At 71.0% G+C, this 21,519-nt stretch carries 19 protein-coding genes; 2 read left to right on the top strand and 17 right to left on the bottom strand.

From position 1 onward, the window contains the following. Positions 1-497: 497 nt before the first annotated feature. The 17 genes from ABZT02_RS45215 to ABZT02_RS45135 form a co-directional block, all read right to left on the bottom strand. A complete protein-coding gene (locus tag ABZT02_RS45215; RefSeq protein ID WP_107449386.1) occupies positions 498-1,805 on the bottom strand; it encodes an MFS transporter in 1,308 nt (435 codons plus the stop codon). Between the two features lie 52 nt (positions 1,806-1,857). Continuing rightward, the gene (locus tag ABZT02_RS45210) at positions 1,858-2,979 is read right to left on the bottom strand and encodes a DUF5937 family protein (RefSeq protein ID WP_356029135.1); all 1,122 of its coding nucleotides are present in this window, start codon (positions 2,977-2,979) and stop codon (positions 1,858-1,860) included. Then, positions 2,976-4,232 carry a helix-turn-helix domain-containing protein gene (locus tag ABZT02_RS45205; RefSeq protein WP_356029133.1) on the bottom strand — a complete coding sequence of 419 codons (1,257 nt, stop codon included), beginning with the start codon at positions 4,230-4,232 and terminating at the stop codon, positions 2,976-2,978. The genes ABZT02_RS45210 and ABZT02_RS45205 overlap by 4 nt, the downstream gene beginning before the upstream one ends. Positions 4,233-4,270: 38 nt before the next feature. Then, the gene (locus tag ABZT02_RS45200) at positions 4,271-5,314 is read right to left on the bottom strand and encodes an amidohydrolase family protein (protein ID WP_356029131.1); all 1,044 of its coding nucleotides are present in this window, start codon (positions 5,312-5,314) and stop codon (positions 4,271-4,273) included. Positions 5,315-5,317: 3 nt separating this feature from the next. Continuing rightward, positions 5,318-5,839 carry a 3-hydroxyanthranilate 3,4-dioxygenase gene (locus ABZT02_RS45195; protein ID WP_356029129.1) on the bottom strand — a complete coding sequence of 174 codons (522 nt, stop codon included), beginning with the start codon at positions 5,837-5,839 and terminating at the stop codon, positions 5,318-5,320. A 26-nt stretch (positions 5,840-5,865) separates the two neighbouring features. Beyond that, complete coding sequence (locus ABZT02_RS45190) at positions 5,866-6,294, bottom strand: RidA family protein (RefSeq protein WP_356029128.1); 429 nt, start codon at positions 6,292-6,294, stop codon at positions 5,866-5,868. Next, positions 6,294-7,055 carry a 4-oxalocrotonate decarboxylase gene (locus ABZT02_RS45185; RefSeq protein WP_356029126.1) on the bottom strand — a complete coding sequence of 254 codons (762 nt, stop codon included), beginning with the start codon at positions 7,053-7,055 and terminating at the stop codon, positions 6,294-6,296. Before ABZT02_RS45185 ends, ABZT02_RS45190 begins: the two co-directional genes overlap by 1 nt. After that, entirely contained in the window at positions 7,052-8,098 is a 1,047-nt protein-coding gene (gene dmpG, locus ABZT02_RS45180; protein WP_356029124.1) for a 4-hydroxy-2-oxovalerate aldolase, read from the bottom strand. The genes ABZT02_RS45185 and dmpG overlap by 4 nt, the downstream gene beginning before the upstream one ends. Next, positions 8,098-9,057: an acetaldehyde dehydrogenase (acetylating) gene (locus tag ABZT02_RS45175; protein WP_356029122.1), complete on the bottom strand. Its 960-nt coding sequence runs from the start codon at positions 9,055-9,057 to the stop codon at positions 8,098-8,100. The genes dmpG and ABZT02_RS45175 overlap by 1 nt, the downstream gene beginning before the upstream one ends. Next, complete coding sequence (locus tag ABZT02_RS45170; protein WP_356029120.1) at positions 9,054-9,899, bottom strand: fumarylacetoacetate hydrolase family protein; 846 nt, start codon at positions 9,897-9,899, stop codon at positions 9,054-9,056. Before ABZT02_RS45170 ends, ABZT02_RS45175 begins: the two co-directional genes overlap by 4 nt. Then, entirely contained in the window at positions 9,896-11,371 is a 1,476-nt protein-coding gene (locus tag ABZT02_RS45165; protein ID WP_356029118.1) for a 2-hydroxymuconic semialdehyde dehydrogenase, read from the bottom strand. Before ABZT02_RS45165 ends, ABZT02_RS45170 begins: the two co-directional genes overlap by 4 nt. 161 nt (positions 11,372-11,532) lie before the next feature. Further along, positions 11,533-13,002: an amino acid permease gene (locus ABZT02_RS45160; RefSeq protein ID WP_356029116.1), complete on the bottom strand. Its 1,470-nt coding sequence runs from the start codon at positions 13,000-13,002 to the stop codon at positions 11,533-11,535. Continuing rightward, positions 12,999-14,288, bottom strand: a complete 1,290-nt coding sequence (kynU, locus tag ABZT02_RS45155) for a kynureninase (RefSeq protein ID WP_356029114.1) — start codon at positions 14,286-14,288, stop codon at positions 12,999-13,001. Before kynU ends, ABZT02_RS45160 begins: the two co-directional genes overlap by 4 nt. 125 nt (positions 14,289-14,413) lie before the next feature. After that, entirely contained in the window at positions 14,414-15,295 is an 882-nt protein-coding gene (locus tag ABZT02_RS45150) for an alpha/beta hydrolase (protein ID WP_356029112.1), read from the bottom strand. After that, on the bottom strand, positions 15,292-16,419 hold the full coding sequence (locus tag ABZT02_RS45145) for an indoleamine 2,3-dioxygenase (protein ID WP_356029110.1): 1,128 nt from the start codon (positions 16,417-16,419) through the stop codon (positions 15,292-15,294). The genes ABZT02_RS45150 and ABZT02_RS45145 overlap by 4 nt, the downstream gene beginning before the upstream one ends. 897 nt (positions 16,420-17,316) lie before the next feature. Next, a complete protein-coding gene (locus tag ABZT02_RS45140) occupies positions 17,317-17,976 on the bottom strand; it encodes a response regulator transcription factor (RefSeq protein ID WP_356029108.1) in 660 nt (219 codons plus the stop codon). After that, positions 17,973-19,169, bottom strand: a complete 1,197-nt coding sequence (locus ABZT02_RS45135; RefSeq protein ID WP_356029106.1) for a histidine kinase — start codon at positions 19,167-19,169, stop codon at positions 17,973-17,975. The genes ABZT02_RS45140 and ABZT02_RS45135 overlap by 4 nt, the downstream gene beginning before the upstream one ends. Positions 19,170-19,331: 162 nt before the next feature. On the opposite strand from ABZT02_RS45135, the gene ABZT02_RS45130 reads away from it, so the two are divergent. Both ABZT02_RS45130 and ABZT02_RS45125 read left to right on the top strand, forming a co-directional pair. Beyond that, positions 19,332-20,054, top strand: coding sequence for an ABC transporter ATP-binding protein (locus ABZT02_RS45130; RefSeq protein ID WP_356029104.1), 723 nt, complete (start codon positions 19,332-19,334; stop codon positions 20,052-20,054). 5 nt (positions 20,055-20,059) lie between these two features. Continuing rightward, the coding region (locus ABZT02_RS45125) for an ABC transporter permease (RefSeq protein WP_356029102.1) at positions 20,060-21,519 on the top strand (1,460 nt) is incomplete at its 3' end.

Below are 21,519 nucleotides of genomic sequence, written 5' to 3'. Positions count from 1 at the left end.
ACCGTGGCCACGATTCGTGTGTCGATGTGGCAGTTGCTGTCACTGAGCAGTGATCTTGTCCGATCCAGCCTGTGTTCACCGGCTGGCCCGGATGCTGGGTGCGGACTACCACTACGCGGCTGACTTCGGTCATGGCGTCACCCTCCACCCGCGGTGGGCGGAGATCGCGGAGATCACGCACCGCTGGCTCTGCAAGAACACTGGTGAAGGGGCAACTGGCCCCCGTCCGTAGTGGAAGACCGTTGACCGGAAAAGCAGTGCGCGGTTGCCGGTGGCGCGTAGCCGGCTGCCTTCGTGGCGGCCGGATCCGCGATGGGGTGCGTGTGCATGATTGCGCGTAGAAGTCCTTTCAGAGCCTCTCGCTGTCAGCAGTGGGAATACCGCTCGTAGGCTGGGCAGATGCCTGGTCGCCGGTGGTGACGAGCGGAAAGTTCGTCACCACAGCGGCCGCCCGGCCGAGTACGCCAAGACCCCGCAGGGATCGCGCGTGCCTGCTATCACAAACGTGGCCACGTAGGGCTGGGCGGAGATTCGCAGGTTGTATCTGGCCGAGCAGTTGCCGATCCGGGCGATCGCGAGGCACCTGGGGAGTTTCCTCTGTCCCTGCCTGGATCGGCGCGGTGACGGCCGGCCCGGGAGACGGCGGTGAGAACGACAGCGGCGGCGACGGCGAGTGCCATGAGCGCTGCGCTGGAGACGACGAAGGCGGGGCCGACGCCGATACGGCCAATGACGCCGGAGGCCAGGAATGGCGATACCGCCAGGGCGCCCGCGACGCCTGCCTCCCACAGGCCCAGTGCCTTGGCGAGGTGGGCCTCGGGAATGCGTTGCTGGACCAGCGCGATCAGCGGGATGTCGGTCAGCGCGGAGGCGAGTCCGGTGACGATGAGGAGCACGGCGATCGCCGCGGTCGAGTGGACCAGGCCCAGAGGGAGGCGGAAGGCGCCGAGCAGGCCCCACGCCAGGACCGCGGTCACGGCGAGGCCGGGCAGAGGCAGCCTGGTGAGCACCAGCGCGCCGGCGATCTCGGCGAGGCCGGCGATGCCCAGCAGGAGCCCGTACGGACCACCCTGGCCGACCAGGGCGACGAGGCCGACGGCCAGGAAGCCACTGGCCACGGCGAGCGCGAACACGAAGGTCGTGATGACGACCAGCACGTCGGGGGCCGAGCGTATGGCTGCGAGGCCCTCGGCGAGGTCCGTCACCAGGCCCCGGCGACGCCCCGCCGGCGCAGGGTGGGGGACACGCAGGGCGGCCACGGCCGCGGCGGAGACCAGGAACGTCAGCACGTCCAGCACCAGAACCGCGGCGAAGGACGCGTAGGTGAGCAGCGGGGTGAGCAGCAGCGGTCCGACGAAGAAGGCGGCTCGGAAGGCGACTTGCAGGATGCCGTTGGCCTGCTGCAGGCGCTCGGTCGGCACGATCTGCGGCACGATGGCGTTGCGGGCCGGGGCGAACGGAGCGCCGATCAGTGCCAGCAGGGCCGTTCCCAGCACCAGGATCGTCAGGTTCTGTACGCCCGCGAGCAGCATGGCGGCCCCGGCGGTGACCACGGCGGCGCGGGCGAGATCGGTGCCGATCATCAGGCGTCTTCGGTCGTAGCGGTCTGCGTAGGAGGCGGCGACGAAGGTGGCCAGGAACGCCGGGGCATAGGCGGCCACGGTGACGAGCGCGACCGCCGACGGGTCGTGGGTGAGGGCCCAGGCCTGCCAGGCGACGGCGGCGGTGTACAGGCCGTCTCCGAGGCGGGAGACGCCCTGGCCGACGAAGAGCAGCAGTAGATTTCGGTCGTTGAGAAGCGGCATGCCGCAACTGTGGGCGTCGATGAATTCGCTGTTCAACTTATTCATCGAAACGCTAATCAAGCGGCGGCGGGGCGCTGTTCCCGCCGAGAAAGCCTTCCAGGCTGGGCGCGAGCTCAGCCACTTTCCGGGGCACGAGCCGGTACAGGACGTAGTAGCCCTGACGGCAGCGTTCCAGCAGTCCCGCGTCGGCGAGCACCCGCAGGTGCTTGGACAGGGCGGCCTCGCTGACCCCGACGAGCGGGGCGAGTTCCTGGGTACTGCGGGGCCGCTCGGCGATCAGGCGCAGCGCCCGCAGGCGGGTGTCGTCCGCCAGGGCTCTCAGGACGCCGACCAGTTGGGCCGGGGGGATACGCGGGCGGGCTTCCCGCACGATGGAGGATGCGGGGAAAACCAGCCCGAGAGGCCACGGGCCGTCGCAGTTGACGCGGATGTGCGGCCATACGAAGGCGCTGGGCACCAGGGCGAGTTGTTCGTGCGGGCCGATGGAGACCTGATGGTCGTGCGGCCGCTCCAGCCAGAACCTTCCGGCCGCGGGATCACATCGCACCTCGGGCCACAGCGCGCGCAGCATGCCGTACAGGCCGTGCTCGGCGATCTGCCGGCCGGCCTCCGTGACGCTGTCGGCCAGTTCCGGCTCGATTCGGCGCCACTCCTCGGCGAACGCCTCCTCCCAGTAGCCTTCCAGCAGCTGCAGGAAGCGCTCCAGAAGGGCGCCCGGGTCGTCGAGCAGCAGCGTGGCCAGCGTCTCTCCGCAGACGGCTGCCGCCTGTTCGGACAGCCGGCGGCGCACGACCGGCTCAGCGAGCACGTCGGGGTCCCTGACCGGGCCGTCCGCCGGCCAGGGGGTGAGCAGGGGCAGGGCGAACTCCAGACGGGCCAGCTCCGGGTCGATCCTCCGCAGGCGCTCCAGTTCATCGGCGAAGTCGAGCAGCTCGCCCGTCGGCGAGGGGAAGAAGAACTCCGGGAAGTAGGACCGGAAAGCGAACGAGAACGCGTCGATCTCGCGTTTCAGCGCCGGCGAGAGTCGGCGCATCGCCCTCACCCACGGGTGCTGGACGGGGTGGTGTTTGGGTTCCACGAGGACGTGCAGGCTCAGTACCGCCTCCAGGGCGGGCGAATAGGAGAAGCCCACCAGTTCCGTGGCGGTGGCCGGGACCCGGAACTCGATCGTCATGGTCCGCCCGTCCGGTCCAGGTCGCGCAGGCGCAGGTGCAGCTCCGCCAGGAAACGTGCCTGCGCGTCGCGCGGGTCGAAGCTGCTGACATCACGGATGCGTTGCAGGCGGTAGCGGAAGGTGTTCGGGTGCAGATGCAGTTCCGTGGCCGCGGCGTTGGTGTCGCCGAAATGGTCCAGGTAGCAGCGCAAGGTGGCCAGGAGCTGCGTGTGGTGCTGTCGGTCGTGGCGTTCCAGGAGGGATACGGCGCCGCCGAGGATCTCATCGTCCTGGCGGAGGGCTCCGCGCAGACGGGAGAGTGCGTACAGAAGCTGGACATCCTCGAAGGAGGCCACACGGGGCGCTGCCGGGTACTGCTGTTGCAGTCCGGTGACCCGGTCGGCCTGGGACCGGGCGGCCGGGATCCGGCCGGGATCCCCGACGGTGGTACTGACGGCCAGCACGATGCGCTCGCGTAGTGCCGCGCGGTCCCACAGGTCCCGGGCGATCTTCAGGGAGCGGCCCATGGCTTCGGCGTCGTCCGTGGACTCCGGCCACAGCAGCACCGCGTAGGTGGCGTGATCGTGCCGTGCGATGAAGGAGCGAGGGTGCGCTGTCGTCAGGTACAGACGCAGGACGTCCGACGGGATCTCGGCGAACGCCGCGTCGTGCGCCGACCGGCACGACGCGGCGGCGAGCACGGTGAACTTGGCGGCCGGCAGACCCAGCCGACCGGCGGCCTGTTCGGCGGCCTCAGTACCGAGCAGGACGGCCCGCAGGTCGTCCTGCTCGGTGGCGCCCTGGCCGCCCGAGCGGCTCATACGGACGGCGATCGTCTGTGCGGCGGCGCGAAAGTGGGCCGACTGCCGCGAGTCGAAGGGAGTCTCCGTACTGGCCCACAGATAGCCCAGATGCGGACCGTCGTGCTGGACCCGGCAGGCCATCCGGGGCTTGGCCTGGTCGGAGGCCGGCTCCAGGAAGGCGGGTTCCGGGGAGCTGATCAGGCGGGCGATGTCCCCCCGCGAGCGCAGCACCTCGACGAGCCAGGGCTGGGCCTGCCGCTCGAGGATCCCGGAGACCCTTTCCTCGTCGGCTGTGTGCTGCCCTCTCGACCAGGCCAGCACCCGGAAGTCGGTGTCCTCCAGGACGATGGGCACGTGAAGGAGTTCCCCGGCCGCGTCGATGATCGAGAAAAGGTCTTCCCGCTGACCGGCAGCCGCGGTCTCGGGTTCCGGCTGGAACATCACACCCACCTCCCCGGCTCCGACAGCCATGCTAGGCGGCACCTGCGCGGCACCGTGTGCGGCTCTGGTCAGCCGACGAGCCCGAGGAAGCGCTCGGCGTTGCCCCGGCGGATCAGCGCCTTCTCCTCGAGGGTGAGAAAGGCACTGTCGCGCACCACCTGGCCGACGGGCCGTTCCCCCAGCGGGTAGGGATAGTCACTGCCGACCATGACCTGCCGAGGGCCGTAGGTGTCCACCAGCAGGCGCAGGGCGCGGGGGTCGAACACGACGGAGTCGACATGGAACCGGCCGGAGTAGTGCGAGGGCGGGTGCTGGGAGGTGCCGACCACGTCGGGGCGGCCCCGCCAGGCGTTGTCCATGCGGCCGAGCCAGAAGGCGAAGGATCCCCCGCCGTGCGCGAAGCAGATCCTCAGCCGGTCGTCGATGCGGTCGAAGACCCCGCCGAGGACCATCGCCACCAGCGACAGATGGGTCTCGGCGGGCATGGCGGTCAGCCATCGCGCCATCCAGCGGCGCAGGCGCGGTGAGTCGTCCATGTCCCAGGGGTGGACGAAGACCGGGACCTCCAGCTGTGCGCAGTGCTGCAGGAAGGTGACGATGCCCTCGCTGTCCAGGTCTCGGTCACCGACGTGGTTGCCGATCTCCACTCCGCGGTGTCCGTTGGCCAGGCAGCGTTCCAGTTCGCGGCAGGCCGCGTCGGTGTCCTGCAGGGGCACCTGACAGAAGGGGATGAGGCGGTCGGGTGCCGGGGCGACGATGTCCAGGGCCAGGTCGTTGAAGATCCGTGCGATGCGGGCCGCCTCCGCGCCGCTGCGGCCGTAGTGGAAGAAGGCCGGCGTCGGTGAGACGACCTGCCTGCCGATGCCGTCGGCGTCCATGTCCTTCAGGCGGGTCTCCGCGTCCCAGCACTGCGCGCCGATCCGGCGGAACTCCTGCGACCCGATCATGATCATCGCTTCGGTCTCCGACTCGATGCGCAGCCAGGGGGCGAGGGGGCCGGCGTCCGCGCGGAGGTCGGGCCATCCCTGGGGGACGTAGTGGGTGTGGATGTCGATGGTGTCGTACCCGGCCTCGCGCTGTGGCGGGTCCGCTGTCGGGTCGTGGTCGTGCACCGGTCATCCCTTCCCGGGGTGCCCGGTCCCGCAGGCGCCGCAGACGCGGGCCTGCGGGTCGTCGTAGAAGGCGGCGAAGACCGGAGGCAGGTCGGCCACGATGTCGGTCACCTGGAGTTCCACCTCGTGAATGAGGGCGTGGCACTGGGGGCAGTACCACTGGAACTTCTCCAGGGTGCCCGGCTCTCGGACGCGTTCGATGACCAGGCCGATGCTGTCGGCTTCCGGGCGCTGCGGGGAGTGCGGGAGGTTCCCGGGCAGCAGCCAGGTCTCTCCCTCCCGGATGTGCACGGAGTGCGGCCCGTCCTCGGTCATGATGTCGACGTACATGCTGCCGCGCAGCTGGTGGAACCACTCCTCGTACGGGTCGACGTGGTAATCGGTGCGCTGGTTGGGGCCCCCGACGACCTGCACGATGAAGTCCGTGCCCAGGGCCATGGTGCGGTTGTTGACGGGCGGCTTGAGCAGGTGGGCGTGGTCGGCGATCCACTTCTGGAAGTGGATGACCTCGGGGATGGCGGTCATGACGGTGTCCTTCTGGGATGAGCGGGTCAGTGGCCCTGGCGGTGGTGGGTGAGGGTGGCGATGGCCTGCATCTCGATGAGCAGGTGCGGGTGCGGCAGCTGGTGGACGGCGACTGTGGTGCGGGTGGGGCCGTCGACGTCGAAGTACTCGGCGAAGACCTCGTTGTAGCCGCCGAAGTCGTTCATCGAGACCAGGTACGTCGTGATCTGGGCGATGTCCTCCAGGCCGGCGCCCACGGACTTGAGGATGGCCCGCAGGTTCTCGATGACGGCGCGGGTCTGGGCGCGGATGTCCAGGGTGGTCGTGCCCAGGGCGTCGGCCTCGGCGCCCTCGAAGGTGTTGTCCGGCCTGCGGGAACTGGTGCCGGAGACGAAGACGAGGTCACCGACGACCTTGACGTGGGGGAAACGTCCCCGGGGGGTGGCCAGTCCGTCGACGACGTGTGCGGTGTTCATCAGCGGCCTTTCAGCGTGACGGTGCCGAGCCCCGCGATGTGGCACGCGGTGACGCCGACGGTGAGCGGCAGGGCGGCGGTGGCGGCGCCGGCCAGGACGATCTGCCCGGGTGCGAGGGGGATGCGGCGCTTGCGGCAGATGTCGAGCAGGGCGTGCAGGGCGGCCAGGGGCGCTCCGAGGATCGCCGCGGTGGATCCGACGGCCTCCCGCTGCGGGGTGCGCAGCCGCACCGCCTTGTTCGCCACATCGCCCAGCGGACGCCAGGCGCCGACGGCGTAGGCGGCGGCCGAGGTGTTGTCGGCGACGACATCGGTGACGGTGAAGCGGAAGTCCTGGTACCGGGAGTCGATGACCTCCAGGGCAGGGGCCACCGCGTCCACGCACGATTCGATGTCGGTCGTGGGATCGTCGGGATCGACGTGCTCGCTCAGCCGGAACGCCACCTCCGGCTCGACCCGGGGATGGATGAGGTCCGCCAGGTCCAGCTCCGCGCCGTCGCAGATCCGCATGGCGTCGGTCAGACGTCCCACGATGACCTCGCAGACGCCCATCTGCGCCATCTTCGCCTTGCTCGTGAAGCCCAGTTTCACGCCGGTGAGCCGCTCCCCCCTGGCCTGCCGCAGGCCGACCAGTGCCTCCTGCACGGCGTAGGCGTCGTCGATGGCGAGGGGGTGGGTGCCGGCGATGCCGGGGATGGGGCTCCGGTCGTTCTGGGCAGTGTCCAGACGATGGGCGAGTTCCAGATGGCTGAGGTTGGTCATGCCGCACCTCCTGCCGTGACGCTCTGGTCCGTGGCCGTGGTGGAGGTCCGGACCAGGTCCAGGGCGATGTCGGTGAGCAGGTCCTCCTGGCCGCCGACCAGGCCGCGGCGGCCGGCCTCCTGCAGCAGATGACGGGAGTCGATCCCGTGCCGCGCCGCGACCCGGGCCGCGTGCAGCAGGAAGCTGGAGTACACGCCCGCCCGGCCGAGCGTCAGGGTGTCGCGGTCGACCTGGACGGGCCGTTCCCGCAGGGGCCGGACGAGGTCCTCGGCGGCGTCCTGGAGGGCGAGCAGATCGCAGCCGTGGTGCCAGCCCATCAGGTCCGCCACGGCGACGAACGGTTCCGCGGGGCAGTTCCCGGCCCCGGCCCCCTGCCCGGCAAGGGCGACGTCCACGCGCAGCGCCCCGTGCCCGACGGCCGTGACGCTGTTGGCGACCGACAGTGACAGGTTCTCGTGGGCGTGGATGCCGATCTGTGTGTGGTCGGCGAGGACCTGGCGCAGGGCGTCGACGCGTTCGGCGACATCGGTCATGGTCAGCCGCCCGGCGGAGTCGGTGACGTAGACGCAGTGGGCGCCGTAGGACTCCATCAGCCGTGCCTGCTCGGCGAGCCGGGCCGGAGTGGCCATGTGACTCATCATCAGGAAGCCGCAGACGTCCATCCCGTTCTCGCGTGCCCAGGCGATGTGCTGCGCGCTGATGTCGGCCTCGGTGCAGTGGGTGGCCACGCGCACGCTGCCCACCCCGAGGTCCCTGGCACGGCGCAGGTCGGCGATCGTGCCGATGCCCGGCAGCAGCAGAGTGGTCAGGGTGGCGTTCTCGATCACCTCGGCCGCGGCCCGGATCCATTCGTCGTCGGTGTGGTCCCCGAACCCGTAAGTGGCGCTGGAGCCGCCGAGACCGTCGCCGTGAGCGACCTCGATGGCGTCGACCCCGGCGCGGTCGAGGGCGGTCACGATGTCACGGACCTGGGCGGTGGTGTAGCGGTGTCCGACGGCGTGCATGCCGTCTCGCAGGGTCACGTCCTGTACGTAGATGTGCATCAGCTCACCCATCCTCGGAGTTCGGCCATGCGCTCGGCCGTCCGCAGGGCGGCGGAGGTCATGATGTCGAGATTGCCGGCGTATTCCGGCAGGTAGTGGCCCGCGCCGCGGACCTGCAGGAAGCAGGTGACCTGCGTGCCCGTCACGTGACGGCCCAGGTGCGGGATCCACACCTCGTGCAGGGCGTCGAACTGCACGTCCTGCACGAGTTCGTAGCCGGGCACGTACTCCTGGACGTCCCGCACGGTCTGCCGCACCGAGTCCTCGATGGCCTCGAGGGTGCCGGCCGTGGCGTCCTCGACGACGCAGAAGACGGTGTTGCGCATCACCACCGGCGGGTCGGCCGGGTTGAGCACGATGACGGCCTTGGCCGTGTCGGCGCCCGCGACCTCGCGCAGCGCCCGGCTGGTGATCTCGGTGAACTCGTCGATGTTGGCACGGGTGCCGGGGCCGGCGGAACGGGAGGAGAGGGAGGCCACGATCTCGGCGTAGGCCACCGGGACCACCCGGGAGACGGCCGCGGCGATGGGTACGGTGGCCTGCCCGCCGCAGGTGACCGTGTTGACGTCGTCGGCGGCGAGGTGCTTCTCCAGGTTCACCGAGGGGACGGTGAGGGGCCCCGACGCGGCCGGAGTGAGGTCGATGATCAGCTTGCCGTGTTCGCGGCAGACTTCGGCATGGCGGGTGTGGGCGCCGGCCGAGGTCGCGTCGAACACGATGCGGACATCGGCGAACTCGTCCATCGCGGCGAGACCGTCGATCCCCTCGTGGGTGGTGGCCACCTGCAGGCGCCGGGCGCGGGCCAGGCCCTCGGAGGCCGGGTCGATACCCGCCATGGCCGCCGTCCGCAGGATCTCCGACTGCCGGAGCACCTTGATCATCAGGTCGGTTCCGATGTTTCCCGAGCCCAGGATGGCGACCTTGACGCCGCCGGCCGCGGTCGCGGCTTCGGTGCTCATACGTTCTCCTCGATCCGCGACTCGACACTGCCGAGTCCATCCAGTTCCAGGCGATATCGGCCACCACCGGTGATCTCCACCATCGGTCCCAGGGCACCGGACATCACTACGTCCCCGGTGCGCAGGGGCTGCCCCCGGCGGGCCAGTTCGCGTGCCAGCCAGGTGACTGCGACGACCGGAGAACCGAGGCAGGCGTGGCCCGCGCCGAAGGAGACGGGCTCCTCGTCCCGGTACAGCGTCATCCCGACCTGGGCCAGGTCGAGGCCGTTCAGGGTGTGCGGGACGGTACCCAGCACGACAGCGCCGCTGGAGGCGTTGTCGGCGACGGTGTCGGCGATGGTCAGGTCCCACCGGCTGATACGGGAATCCACGATCTCGATGGCCGGCAGGACGAAGGCGGTGGCCCGCAGGACGTCCGCGACAGTGGCGCCCGGCAGGTCCAGGTCGCTGTCGAGGACGAAGGCGATCTCTCCTTCGGCGCGCGGCTGCACGAAGCGGTCCAGCGCCGCAGGCTCGCCGTGGGCGAACACCATGTCGTCGAAGAGCATCCCGAAGTCGGGTTCGAAGACGCCGAACTGCTCCTGTACGGCGGGCGCGGTCAGGCCGATCTTGGCGCCGACGCGGCGTGCTCCCGCGGCCGTCCGCGCGGCGGCCAGGCGGCGCTGAACCTCGTACGCGGCGTCTATGCCGTTGTCGCCGAGCAGGTCGCGTACGGGTGCGCAGGGCGTTCGGGTGGCCGCAGCGCCGGTCAGGCGGGACACGGCGGCCTCGACCGCGTCGCCGGGGCCGTCTCCGGCCCGTGGGCCCGAGGCGTAGGGGTGGGTGTCGATGTCGGTCGTCATAGCTGCACGCACACGTTCGTCGGTTCGGTGTAGAAGTGGAGTGAGGAGGCTCCGCCCTCCCGGCCGATACCGGACAGCCCGGCACCGCCGAACGGCGAGCGCAGATCGCGCAGGAACCAGGTGTTGACCCAGGCGATGCCCACGTCCATGCGCTGGGCGACCCGGTGACCGCGGCGCAGGTCGTTGGTCCACACCGCGGCGGCGAGACCGTAGTGCGTGTCGTTGGCCAGGGCGACGGCCTCCTCCTCGGTGTCGAAGGGGATGAGGGCGGCGACGGGGCCGAAGATCTCCTCGCGTACGGGGCGGTCGGCGTTGGTCAGCCCGGTCCACAGGGTGGGTTCGATCCACGCGCCGCCGTCGAGGTCCGGCCCGAGGTGCGGTGTCCCGCCCCCGGCGACCACCTTGGCGCCGGCAGCTTCGGCCAGGTCGAAGTAGCGCAGCACCTTGCGCCGGTGCTCGTGGGAGATCAGCGGGCCGGTGGTCGTGCGGGTGCTGAGCGGGTCGCCGAGCCGCAGCCGGGTGGCTCGCTCGGCCAGGCCGTCGACGATGTCCGTGAACAGGGCCCGGTGGACGTAGAGCCGCTCGGTGCACAGGCACACCTGGCCTGTGTTGGTGTAGACCGACCGGGAGAGGCCGTCGAGTGCCTCCTCGACATCGACGTCGTCGAAGACGATCGCGGCGTTCTTGCCGCCGAGTTCGAAGGACACCGGGCGAACGCCGGGCGCCGCCGCCCGCATCACCTCGGTTCCGGTGGTGGACGATCCGGTGAACGTGATGCCGTCCACGCCCGGGTGGGTCACCAGGAACTCGCCCGCGGAGCCGGGGCCGAAGCCGTGCACGACGTTGTAGGCCCCGGCGGGCAGACCGGCGTCGGCCAGCACCTCGGCCAGCAGGGTGGCGGTGGACGGGGTTTCCTCACTGGGCTTGACGATCACCGCGTTGCCGCAGGCGAGCGCGGGGGCGACCTTCCAGGTGAGCAGCAGCAGAGGCAGATTCCACGGCACGATCACGGCCACCACGCCCAGCGGCTTGCGCACCGCGTAGTTCAGGGCGCGGCGCCCGTCCGGCAGGTCGGTGAGGTACGAGTCCTGGCCGGCGGCGGCCACGATGTCGGCGAACGCGCGGAAGTTGGCGACAGCGCGGGTGACGTCGAGTTCACGTGCCTGCGTCACGGGCTTGCCCGTGTCGCCGACCTCCGCGGCCACGAAGTCCTCGAAGCGCTCCTCGATCAGGTCGGCGGCCCGGCGCAGCAGCGCCGTGCGCTCCCGGACGGGAGTGTCGGCCCAGCCGTCCTCCAGTGCGCCCCGGGCCGAGCGGACCGCGCGGTCCACGAGGGCCCGGTCCGCCTCGTGCACGGTGGCCAGGGGCGTGCCGGTGGCCGGGTTGGTCTTGGTGAAGCAGTGTTCGGGGTCGGGTTCGGCGAAGGTGCCGCCGACGAAGTTGCGGATGACGGGCACGGTTTCAGTGGGCATGGGGTGTCTCCAGCGGGGCGGGGGCCGCGGTGGTCCGGCGGGAGCCGGATGCGTGATCGAGCCGCATCGGCCTGCGGCGGCCGGTCGTCGGCGGTGAGTGCGGGGTGCTGCCTCCGGCGGCTGTCCTGTCTGTGCGGGGCTCCGGTGGGAGGAACGGCTGATCACGCATCGACGGCCTCCTCGCTCGGCGCGGCCGTCGTGTGGCGGTCCACCAGGTGGCGCACCTTGAGGGCGTACACCAGCAGCAGGGCGAGGGTGAAGCCGGTGCCGACCCAGGCGGCCTGCGCCATCACGGGCACCACCGCGGCGGTCGCGGCCACCGCCAGCACACCCGCGATACCGGCCCAGGCCGTCCACGCCCCGCCCCACACCCGCAGGCCCTGCCGCGTCGCCGGGGCGTCGGAGCGACGGAAGGCGAGATAGGAGGCGAGGATCAGCAGCCACACCAGGAGGACGGAGAAGATGGCGACGGAGACCAGCACGTTGAAGATGCTGTCGACCCCGAATGCGGCGAGCAGGGCTGCCGCGACGATGCCGGCGGCGGAGACGACCAGGGCCCGCACCGGTACTCCGCGGGTGTCCACACGGGCCAGCACGGCGGGGGCGCATCTGTCGTGGCCGAGCGAGTGCAGGAAGCGGCTGGCGGCGTAGAGCTGGGCGTTGGCCGAGGAGATCGCCGCGATCAGCACGATGGCGTTGGTCAGTGAGGCGGCGGCAGGGATGCCGATCTGGCTGAAGACGCGGACGAACGGGCTGCCGGTGATGGTCCCGTCGCCGCCTGCGGTGTCCCGCCACGGCACCAGGGTGACGATGATGCCGATGGACAGGATGTAGAACAGTCCGAGGCGCCAGACGAGCGCGCGCATCGCGGTGCGGATGGACCGCGTGGGGTCGGTCGTCTCCGCCGCCGAGATGGAGGTGGTCTCGAAGCCCACGAAGGCGAACATCACGACGGACAGGGCCGCCCAGACGGCCTGAGGTCCGTGTGGGAAGAAGCCGCCGTCGGAAGTGAGGTTTCCCAGTCCCGCGGCCGGTGTGTGCGGCAGCCCGACGAACACCAGCAGCAGACCCGCGGCGATGAACACCACCACCGCGGTCACCTTCACGCTCGAGAGCCAGAACTCCGCGAAGCCGAAGGACTTGACGCTGACGATGTTGATCCCCAGTACCAAGGCGGCCACGGCCGCGATGAGCAGGAGCATCGGGGCCTGCGGCCACCAGTAGCGGATGTAGATCGCCGCTGCCACCACCTCGCCGCCGATGGCCACCGTGGTCCCGGCCCAGAACAGCCATCGGACGAGGAAGCCCGCCCACGGGCCGAGGTAGAGGTGGGCGATGGTCCCGAAGGTGCCGCGCACGGGATGGACGATGGTCATCGCGCCCAGCACCCGGGCGATGATGGCGACGAGTACCGCGCCGGCGATGTAGGACAGGATCACGGCGGGACCGGCTGTGCCGATGGCCGAGCCGGAGCCCAGGAAGAGGCCGGTGCCCAGGGCACAGCCCAGGCCGATCATGGTGGTCTGGCGGTGGGTGAGTGAACGGGTGAGCTCGTCCGTGGGCTGCCGGTCACCGTGTGCGGTCGGGGGCGGTCCCTGCGGGATGGGCGTCACGTTGCCTGTGCGGGTCATGTCGTCTCCGGTACGGCGTGGGCCAGCGCGTTGGCCACCCGCCAGCAGTCGTGGAAGGTTGAGTACAGCGGCACCGGAGCCAGCCGGATGATGTCCGGCTCGCGGGCGTCGGCGATGACTCCGTGCTCGTGGCGCAGCGTCCGGGCGAGATCGGCTGCCGTCGTACCGCCGACGCGCAGCGACAGCTGGGAGCCTCGGCGCCGCGGGTCCCTGGGGGTGATCACCGTCAGCGGACGGGTCGCGGTGACCTCGTCGAGCAGCCCCTCCAGGTATCCGGTCAGCTTCTCGCTGCGCTTGCGCAGCGCCACCATGCCGACGGTGTCGAAGATCTGCAGGGAGGTGCGCACGGGTCCCATGGCGAGGACCGGCGGGTTGGAGATGGCCCACGCGTCGGCCGTGGCGGGCGGGCTGGAGACCGGCTCCATCAGGAACCGGGTGGCGGCGTCGGTGCTCCACCACCCCTCGAAGCGGTGCAGGGTGCGGTCGGTGACATGCCGTTGGTGGATGAAGACCCCGGAAAGGGCCCCCGGGCCGGAGTTGAGGTACTTGTAGGAGCACCAGGCGGCGAAGTCGACGTTCCAGTCGTGCAGATGGAGCGGGACGTTGCCGGCCGCATGGGCCAGGTCCCAGCCGACCGTCGCGCCTGCGGCGTGCCCGGCGGCGGTGATGGCGGGGATGTCCATCAGCTCGCCCGTGAGGTAGTTGACGCCGCCCAGCAGCACCAGCGCCACGGTGTGTCCCTGGCGGTCGAGGAAGTCGACGACGTCCTCCGTGCGCAGGCAGTCCTCTCCCGGGCGCGGACGCAGCCTGATGACCGCCTCGTCCGGGTCGAGTCCGCGGAACCGTACGTGGCTGCGCACGGCGTAGCTGTCGGAAGGGAAGGCGCTGTCCTCGATCACGATGTGGGTGCGCTCGCCCCGGGGGCGGTAGAAGGAGACCATCAGCAGATGCAGGTTCACCGTCAGGGAGTTCATGACGACGGTCTCTTCGGGCAGCGCCCCGACCAGACGTGCGGCCGGCTCGGTCAGCAGCCGGTGATAGCCGAACCACGGGCGGTCGGCGTCGTGGTGGCCCTCGACGCCGAAGCGGCTCCAGTCCGCCAGGTCTTCGACCAGTTCGGTCCGGGTGGCCTTCGGCTGCAGGCCGAGGGAGTTGCCCGCGAAGTACGCCGTCTCGGGGTATCTGCCGCCGTCGGCGGGCGGTATGTGGAACAACTCCCGGTGGCCCGGCAGGGCTTCGTCGAGTTGGCGGGCCTCGCCTTCCGAGGCGGTCAGGTGAGTGAGCAAGGTGTGCACTTCCTCAGATGTCTAGCCGGTGGACCGGCGCGGCCGGACCGGGCGGTGTGGCCGTTCGCGTGGACTGCGGGCCGACGCGAACGGCGGATCTGGATGGACCAGGTGGGCGGCAGGCCTTACGTGGACGGCAGGCCCAGCAACCGGCGCATCTCTGCGTGCACCCGGGTGGAGGGTGTGCCGAGTTCCATGGGTGAGTCGAAGTGGTTGCGTCCGGGCTGCTCGAAGGCGGTGACGTGGCACCCCAGCCGGCGCAGATGCGCCGCGTACAGAGAGGACTGCCGCTTGAACTCGTCCGTCTCATGCTCTCCCCAGGCGATCACCACGGGGCAACGCACGCCGGTCAGGAACAGGGGGCTGCAATCCCGGACTTCGCCGGCGTCGATGCGGACGACGTCGTTGACGTAGGTCTGTCGCACCGGGGCCAGGTCGTAGATGCCGCCGAACAGCACGGCGCCCGCGACAGGGGCGTCGGGCAGGCCCCATCGGCGCCAGCGCGTGGCGAGCAGCATGGCGGCCAGATGGGCCCCGGCCGACGACCCGGCGACCACGATCCGCCCGGGGTCGATACGGTGGTCGGCCGCGCGGTGCCACAACCAGGCGAAGGCCCTGCGCACCTGGTCGACGATGTCCGAGAGCCTGGCCCGCGGGGCCAGCGTGTAGTCCGGCGTCGCGTAGACAGCGCCCGCCTCCACCAGGGCGGGAGCCGGGAACGCGGAGTCCTCCTTCGACAACTGCTGCCAGTACCCGCCGTGCACGAAGAACAGGGTGGGCCGGGTGTCGTTGTCCGGTCCCGAAGGACCGTAGAGGTCCAGCAGGTCGTCGGGGCCCGGCCCGAAACGAAGGTCTCGACGGGCCACGGGGGCCAGCTCGTGCCGAGCCAGACGACTGCTCTCGGCGTAGTCGTCCAGGAACGGCTGGATGTCGCCCACCAGGCTGCTGGGGGAGTACTGGGCGTCCAACTGCGCCTGGTCGAAGTTCCCGTACACCCGTGCCGTCATGGCAGCAGCCGTTCGGTGGTCTCCTCACGCGACTTCCTCAGGAAGCTGACGAAATCACTGCCGCCGGTGCCCTTGGCGGTCTCCTCGTCGCGCTGGAACCGCTTGATGTAGCGCCCGGTGATGCCGATGTGCTGGGCCCTGAGCCGGACGAGGGACTCCACCGCCCCGTTGTAGGCGACGCACAGTCGCGGAGAGATGCTGCGATGCCGCTCGACATAGCCGCGTACCGACGGGCCGGCCTCCAGGTCCTCGAGGAAACGTCGGTGCGGCGCGGGCATGTACGCGCGCATGCCGCTCAGGAATCCCGCCGTCGTCTCGTGCTCGTGCGGGATGTCGAGTCCGGCGTCGAAGGCCTGGATGAGGGAGCTCTGCGCGGCGCTCCCGCCGGCCAGGACCAGCGGCTCCCGGTCCACGCCCTCGAACCGTAGTCCCGGCGCGGACCAACCTGTGAGGAACGGCCTGATCCGGTGGTAGAAGACGTAGTGGTCGCACCAGCGCTCCACGTCGAGGAACGCGTCCGTCACCTGGTCGACGACAACGCGGATGCCGAGCAGCGCCTTGGTGAGAAGGGCATGGTCATCGGCCGCCACGGCATGCTGCGCCTGCACCAGCAGGGGCAGCCCTGGGGCGCCGGCGAGCTCGACACCCACCGTCGCCAGGTAGAACCACTTCTCGTCGACACCGCCGAGGAACGTCACCTGGGTGTCGATGTTGGACATGCTCAGCGGTTCACCGGCGTCGATGCGCCGCCAGTTGTTCAGGACGATGGAGCCGTGGGCGACGATCGGAGCCCGGTCCAGCTCCCGGGTGAGTGTGTGCAGGGGCCGCGCTACCGGCGCCGGAAGCGTGTCCACGGGGCTCTCGGCGCCCCAGACGTACGCGTTCGCCAGACAGCACAGCAGCAGCATGGCCCGCTCCTGCTCCCCCGCCGACCGGAGCCGGTCGGGAGTCAGGACGGGCAGCGACTCCACCGCCGGGCGCAGACGTCCGGTCATGATCAGGGCCGCGATGTTCCGGCCGAGCCGTTCCCAGGGCTCGTAGTACAGGGGCAACGCGTCCACCGGGTCCTCGCCGGGCACGAACCCGCGCTCGGCGTCGATGGCGTACTCGCTCAGCGTGGCCACCCGGGGCCTGGTAGCCCGGATGCGCGTCGTCTCAGGAATCACTGCATTGCCTCCTCGTGTGCCACACGAGGTTCGCCCCGCGTACCTGGTGGGGCATATGGGCGGCAGCACGAAGCCCAAGCGTTCTGATTGGGCTCGGGCACTACGCCGCTTCCGCTCCGGTCGCGAACGTAGAGGTCAGGGGCGGCGGGGGAGCATCCCATCGCCGGGTCGGCTCCGCCGTCCCAGTTTCTGCGTGTCCGCGGCCACTCGGGGACTCAGCGCGGGCGTGTGCCATGGGATGGAACGTTCTCCCCTGCGGCGCACAGGGCGCCATTGCGGGGCAGAACGGCACGGAGCCAAACAGTACGGAGCCGGTCAGGGCCGCTACCGCGAAGACCCTGAGCCCGGCGGCGAGCAGCGGTCGAAGAAGCAGCGGTCGAAGAAGCGCGGGGGACCACGCTGTCTCGTCGGAGTCGAGATGGACGAGACGGCGGGGGCGCTGGTGGGGTCGCCGGTCGGCGCCGTCGGCGACGTCGTCCAGCTCGGTCTGAATCCCCACAAGGGCTCTGGTGCGGGCGGTCACGTGCCGGCACACCCGGTTCACCACGACAACGGACTCCATCGTGCGGGCACTGGCCGGTTGGCACGGCAGCACCTGCGCGAGGGACTCACCGTCCGGTTCCCTCTTGACCGTCGCCACTTGTCAGGGCACGTCGGCAGGGCCTGCCACGCCCCTCCGGCGTACACGACACTCTCGGACATAGACCCGGACCACGGGCCCAGCGCTACTGAGAATCCGGCAGCAAGGAGTTGGCGATGCCGGCCGGCCGGGCCTGCGCCGTCTGGTTCCGATCGTAGGGACACATCGACACACGCCGTCCGAACTCCCGGTTCGCAGCGACTGTGCAGCCGGTCCTACCGTCCCCGCACCGTCCCGGACTCCCATGCCCAGGCGGCGATCTCGACCCGGTTGCGGGCGTCGATCTTCTGCTGGATGTTGGCCAGGTGGGTCTTGACGGTGGACAGGGACACCACCAGTTGCTCGCAGATCTCCTGGTTGGTGCGGCCCACCGCGACGAGCCGGGCCACGTCCAGCTCGCGGTCGGTGAGGGGACTGTCGGCGACCGGGGCGGGCCGTGTGGCGGCCAGTTGCTTCAGCAGCCGGACGGTGACGGCGGGGGAGACCAGCGCGTCGCCACGGGCAGCGGCCCGCACCGCCTCGATCAGCAGGCTGGGCGGAGCGTCCTTGAGCAGGAAACCGCAGGCCCCGTTGCGCAGGGCGGTGTGCACGTAGTCGTCCTGGTCGAACGTGGTGATCACCACGACCCGCATCGGGTGGTGGACCCCGGGTCCCGACAGCGTACGGGTGACGTCCAGGCCGTCCAGTTTCGGCATCCGGATGTCGACCAGGCACACGTCAGGACGCAGCCGGCGGGCGAGTTCCACGCAGGCGGCGCCGTCGGCGACCTCGGCGACCACCTCGATGCCGGACTGCGCGTCGAGGATCAGCCGGAAGCCCATGCGGACCAGTTCCTGGTCGTCCGCGATCAGTACCCGGATCGCCGTGTCGTTCACGCCGGTGATCCTGCCACAGCGGCCAGCACCGGGAAGTCGGCGGTCACGCGCCAGCCGCCGTCGTCGGTGGGGACGGCGGTCAGTGTGCCCTCCACTGCTTCGACGCGTTCGCACAGACCGACCAGCCCGAAGCCGCCGCGCCCGCCCACCGGGCCCGAATGGCGAACACCTGGCGCGGTGTTGTGCACCTCGACCCGCAGCCGGGACCCGGCCACGTCGACCCGTACGGCCACCACGGCGCCGTACGCGTGGCGGCGCACGTTGGTGAGGGCCTCCTGCACGACGCGGTGCACGGAGGTCTCGACCTCGGGGGCGAGCCGTACCTCGCGGGCCGCCGCGCCGACGTGGAATTGGACGCCCGCCTCGTCCTCGGCGAACACGGAGACCATGCGGGCGATCTCCGCCCACACCTCACCGGGCCGGATGCCCTGGTGGTCGTCCTCGCGCAGGACCCGCACCAGGCGGCGCATCGAGTCCAGCGTCTCCGATCCGGACCGGCTGATGTTCTCCAGCAGCGGCCCGACCTGCTCCGGCGCGGTGTGCTGAAGGAGCAGCGCGGCATTGGCCTGGACGACGATGCCGGTGACGTGGTGGGCGACGAAGTCGTGCAGGTCGTGGGCGAGTTCCAGGCGCTGACGCTGGCGTACGGCGGCGATGTCGCGAGCCCGTCGCTCCTCCAGCAGCCCTGCCCGCAGGCCCCAGGCGAGAGCCAGGCCGACGGCGAGCGTCATCAGCAGGGACCCGGTGACGGAGTTGTCGCTGCCGTAGTGGATGTCCGTCGGCAGAAAGCGCAGCGGCATCGCCATGACCGCCACAGCCAGGGCTGCCGCCGCGACCGCCGCGGTCTTCGTGCGCGGCACGGCCGCCACCGTGCGGGAGAGCAGCACCAGCAGAGCGGCACTCTCCAGCAGCCCGAACGTACCGTTGCTGTCCGGGCTCGCCCAGATGGCGATCACGGTCGTGAGGATGAGCGAGCCGCCGGCGACGATCGCGGCGCGTACCCGCACGGTCGCTCGGCGAGCGGGCCACAGCAGCGCCACGCAGATGAGCGGCCCTGACATCATCGGCAGCAGGCTCGTCCCGTGGTAGTCGGGCACCCCGTTGGCGAACACGTCGAGCAGCCCCAGCAGGCCAAGGACGATCCAGCCGACGGCGATCAGCGCCCTGCCGGGCAGCGGACTTTCGGAGTTCACGCCTCGCAGGATACGGAATGGGCGCTTCCCAGGTGCCTCGGCCGAATGGCCGATGTCCGGCCCCCACAACCGGCCGTCCGGCCGAGCCGACCGGTCGCCGCGCACGCCGAAAGTGAACGGCATGCAACCGCTGAACACCGCCTCCCCCGGGGAGAGCAACCGATGAACACCTCCTCCGCAGTCCTGGCCGGCACCGGCCTGTTCAAGTCCTACGGCACGGCTCGCGCCCTGGCCGGGGTCGACCTCGACGTGACGGTCGGCCAGTCACTGGCCGTCATGGGCCCGTCCGGCTCCGGCAAATCCACCCTGCTGCACTGCCTGGCGGGCATCGAACGACCCGACTCCGGCGAGGTGCTGCTGGACGGCAGGCGCATCGACCGGCTCGGCGAGCCGGCCCGCAGCGAGCTGCGTCGCACCGAGTTCGGCTTCGTCTTCCAGTCCGGCCAACTCCTGCCGGAACTGCCCGCCGACGAGAACGTCGCCCTGCCGCTGATGCTCGGCGGCACGGCACGCCGGACGGCCGTCGAGGAGGCCCGGCAGTGGTTCGGGCCGCTGGGCCTGCAAGGTCTGGAGGGTCGGCGTCCGGGTCAGCTCTCCGGCGGTCAGGCGCAGCGGGTGGCCATCGCCCGGGCCCTGGTCGGCCGCCCGAAAGTGATCTTCGCCGACGAACCGACCGGCGCGCTGGACCAGGCCACCGGCATGGAGGTGATCCACCTGCTGACGGACGTCACCCGCCGCCAGGGCGCCGCCCTGGTCCTGGTCACCCACGACGCGAACGTGGCCCGCTGGTGCGACCGCACGGTGGAGGTCCGGGACGGCCGCCTGGCCGGACAGCAAGCTGCGGCGCAGACCGGAACCGACGCGGAGGCGGGGTTCCGGCGATGAGGGCAATGGACCGCACCACCTGGGCACTGACCTGGCGGCTCACCCGGGCCGGCGGCCGCACCGGCCTGCTCGCCACTGGGCTCGCGGTCGCGGCGGCGGCCGTGTCCACCACCCTGTTGCTGCTGTGCGTCGCGCTGAACCTCGGCTTCCAGCACCGCGCGGACCGCACCGACTGGCGCAACCCCGTGGCCTCCTCCCGCCCGGTGGCCGTCGAGGCGGTCGGGACCACGTTCACCCGGGGCGTACCCGTCACCGTCGTGGACGTCGCCCGACTGCCCGGACGTGCCGTTCCCGCTCCACCCGGCCTGGACCGCTTCCCCGCCCCCGGCGAACTGTGGGTCTCACCGGCGCTCGGCGCCCTGCTCGACCGGCTGCCCGCCGACCGTCACCCGGTGCCCGGCACACCCACCGGGGCCCTGGGCCGCGAGGCACTGGCCCACCCCGGTGAACTCGTCGCGGTGATCGGACATCGCCTCGGTGACCCGGCGGTCACCGCCGTGCGGGCGCCGGACCCGCGCCGGGTGGGCGACATCGTCTCCCCCACCCGCATCGCGTCCTTCACCGGTACGCCCCTGACGGACGGCATGGGCAAGGCGTACGAATCCGTGGCCCGGGTCGCCACCGTCCTCGTCATCGTTCCGCTGCTGATGCTGGCTGCCTCCGCCGCGCGGCTGTCGGTCTCCCGCCGCGACCAGCGGCTCGCCGCGCTACGCCTGATCGGCGCTACCCCGGGCCGTGTCGCCGGGCTGACCGCCACCGAAGCGCTGCTGACCGGAACGGCCGGGGCGCTGCTCGGCGCCCTGGGGTACGCCGTGCTGCTGCCGGCCGAGGCGAGCCTGCCGCTCGCGGGCGGCCCCTGGTACCCGGCCGACCTGTGGATCGGCGCACCACCGCTGCTCGCCGTGACGGCCGGGGTGATCGCGCTGGTCGTCGTCAGCGCGCTCGCCGGGCTCCGCCAGGTGGTCGTCGGCCCGCTGGGCGTGACCCGCCGTTCCCGCGGCCGCGGCGCGAGTGCCGTGCGGGCGGTGGTCTTCGTGGCCGTCGTCGCCGGATACGGCTGGATCAGCAAGAAGTACGGCAGCGACGACTCGATGGCGCTGTACGCGTTCGCCGCGGTCTTCCTGGCGCTGGCCGTGATCGGGCCCTGGGTGGTCCGGATACTGGGCAGGATCGTCACCGCCCTGGCCAAGCGGCCCGCGACGCTCCTGGCCGGGCGCCGGCTCCTGGACGATCCCAAGGCCGCCTGGCGGATCGTCTCCGGGCTCACCCTGGCCGGTTTCGTCGCCGGGTTCTTCGCCCTGCTCACCCTGAACGCGGCTCCCCCGTGGGGAGGACGCCCCGACCAGCTCGCCGTCGCGGCCCCGGTCCACAAGGTGGCACAGGTGCGGGAACAAGCCGAACGGCGTCTGCGGGCCGCCGACGTGAGCGCCGTGGTCGGCGTGGACGACGGCTTCGTGGCCACGGC

Origin of the sequence: Streptomyces sp. NPDC005402 (assembly GCF_040606575.1) — a bacterium.
Classification (GTDB): Bacteria; Actinomycetota; Actinomycetes; order Streptomycetales; family Streptomycetaceae; genus Streptomyces.
The sequence above is the reverse complement of the archived record's forward strand: the minus strand, read 5'-3'. Positions and strand labels throughout refer to the sequence as shown.

Bases quoted from the DNA above. Each gene is read 5' to 3' on its own strand.
- ABZT02_RS45215 (WP_107449386.1), bottom strand. From the start codon at position 1,805: ATGCCGCTTCTCAACGACCGAAATCTACTGCTGCTCTTCGTCGGCCAG.
- ABZT02_RS45210 (WP_356029135.1), bottom strand. From the start codon at position 2,979: ATGACGATCGAGTTCCGGGTCCCGGCCACCGCCACGGAACTGGTGGGC.
- ABZT02_RS45205 (WP_356029133.1), bottom strand. From the start codon at position 4,232: ATGGCTGTCGGAGCCGGGGAGGTGGGTGTGATGTTCCAGCCGGAACCC.
- ABZT02_RS45195 (WP_356029129.1), bottom strand. From the start codon at position 5,839: ATGACCGCCATCCCCGAGGTCATCCACTTCCAGAAGTGGATCGCCGAC.
- ABZT02_RS45190 (WP_356029128.1), bottom strand. From the start codon at position 6,294: ATGAACACCGCACACGTCGTCGACGGACTGGCCACCCCCCGGGGACGT.
- ABZT02_RS45185 (WP_356029126.1), bottom strand. From the start codon at position 7,055: ATGACCAACCTCAGCCATCTGGAACTCGCCCATCGTCTGGACACTGCC.
- dmpG (WP_356029124.1), bottom strand. From the start codon at position 8,098: ATGCACATCTACGTACAGGACGTGACCCTGCGAGACGGCATGCACGCC.
- ABZT02_RS45175 (WP_356029122.1), bottom strand. From the start codon at position 9,057: ATGAGCACCGAAGCCGCGACCGCGGCCGGCGGCGTCAAGGTCGCCATC.
- ABZT02_RS45170 (WP_356029120.1), bottom strand. From the start codon at position 9,899: ATGACGACCGACATCGACACCCACCCCTACGCCTCGGGCCCACGGGCC.
- ABZT02_RS45165 (WP_356029118.1), bottom strand. From the start codon at position 11,371: ATGCCCACTGAAACCGTGCCCGTCATCCGCAACTTCGTCGGCGGCACC.
- ABZT02_RS45160 (WP_356029116.1), bottom strand. From the start codon at position 13,002: ATGACCCGCACAGGCAACGTGACGCCCATCCCGCAGGGACCGCCCCCG.
- ABZT02_RS45150 (WP_356029112.1), bottom strand. From the start codon at position 15,295: ATGACGGCACGGGTGTACGGGAACTTCGACCAGGCGCAGTTGGACGCC.
- ABZT02_RS45130 (WP_356029104.1), top strand. From the start codon at position 19,332: ATGAACACCTCCTCCGCAGTCCTGGCCGGCACCGGCCTGTTCAAGTCC.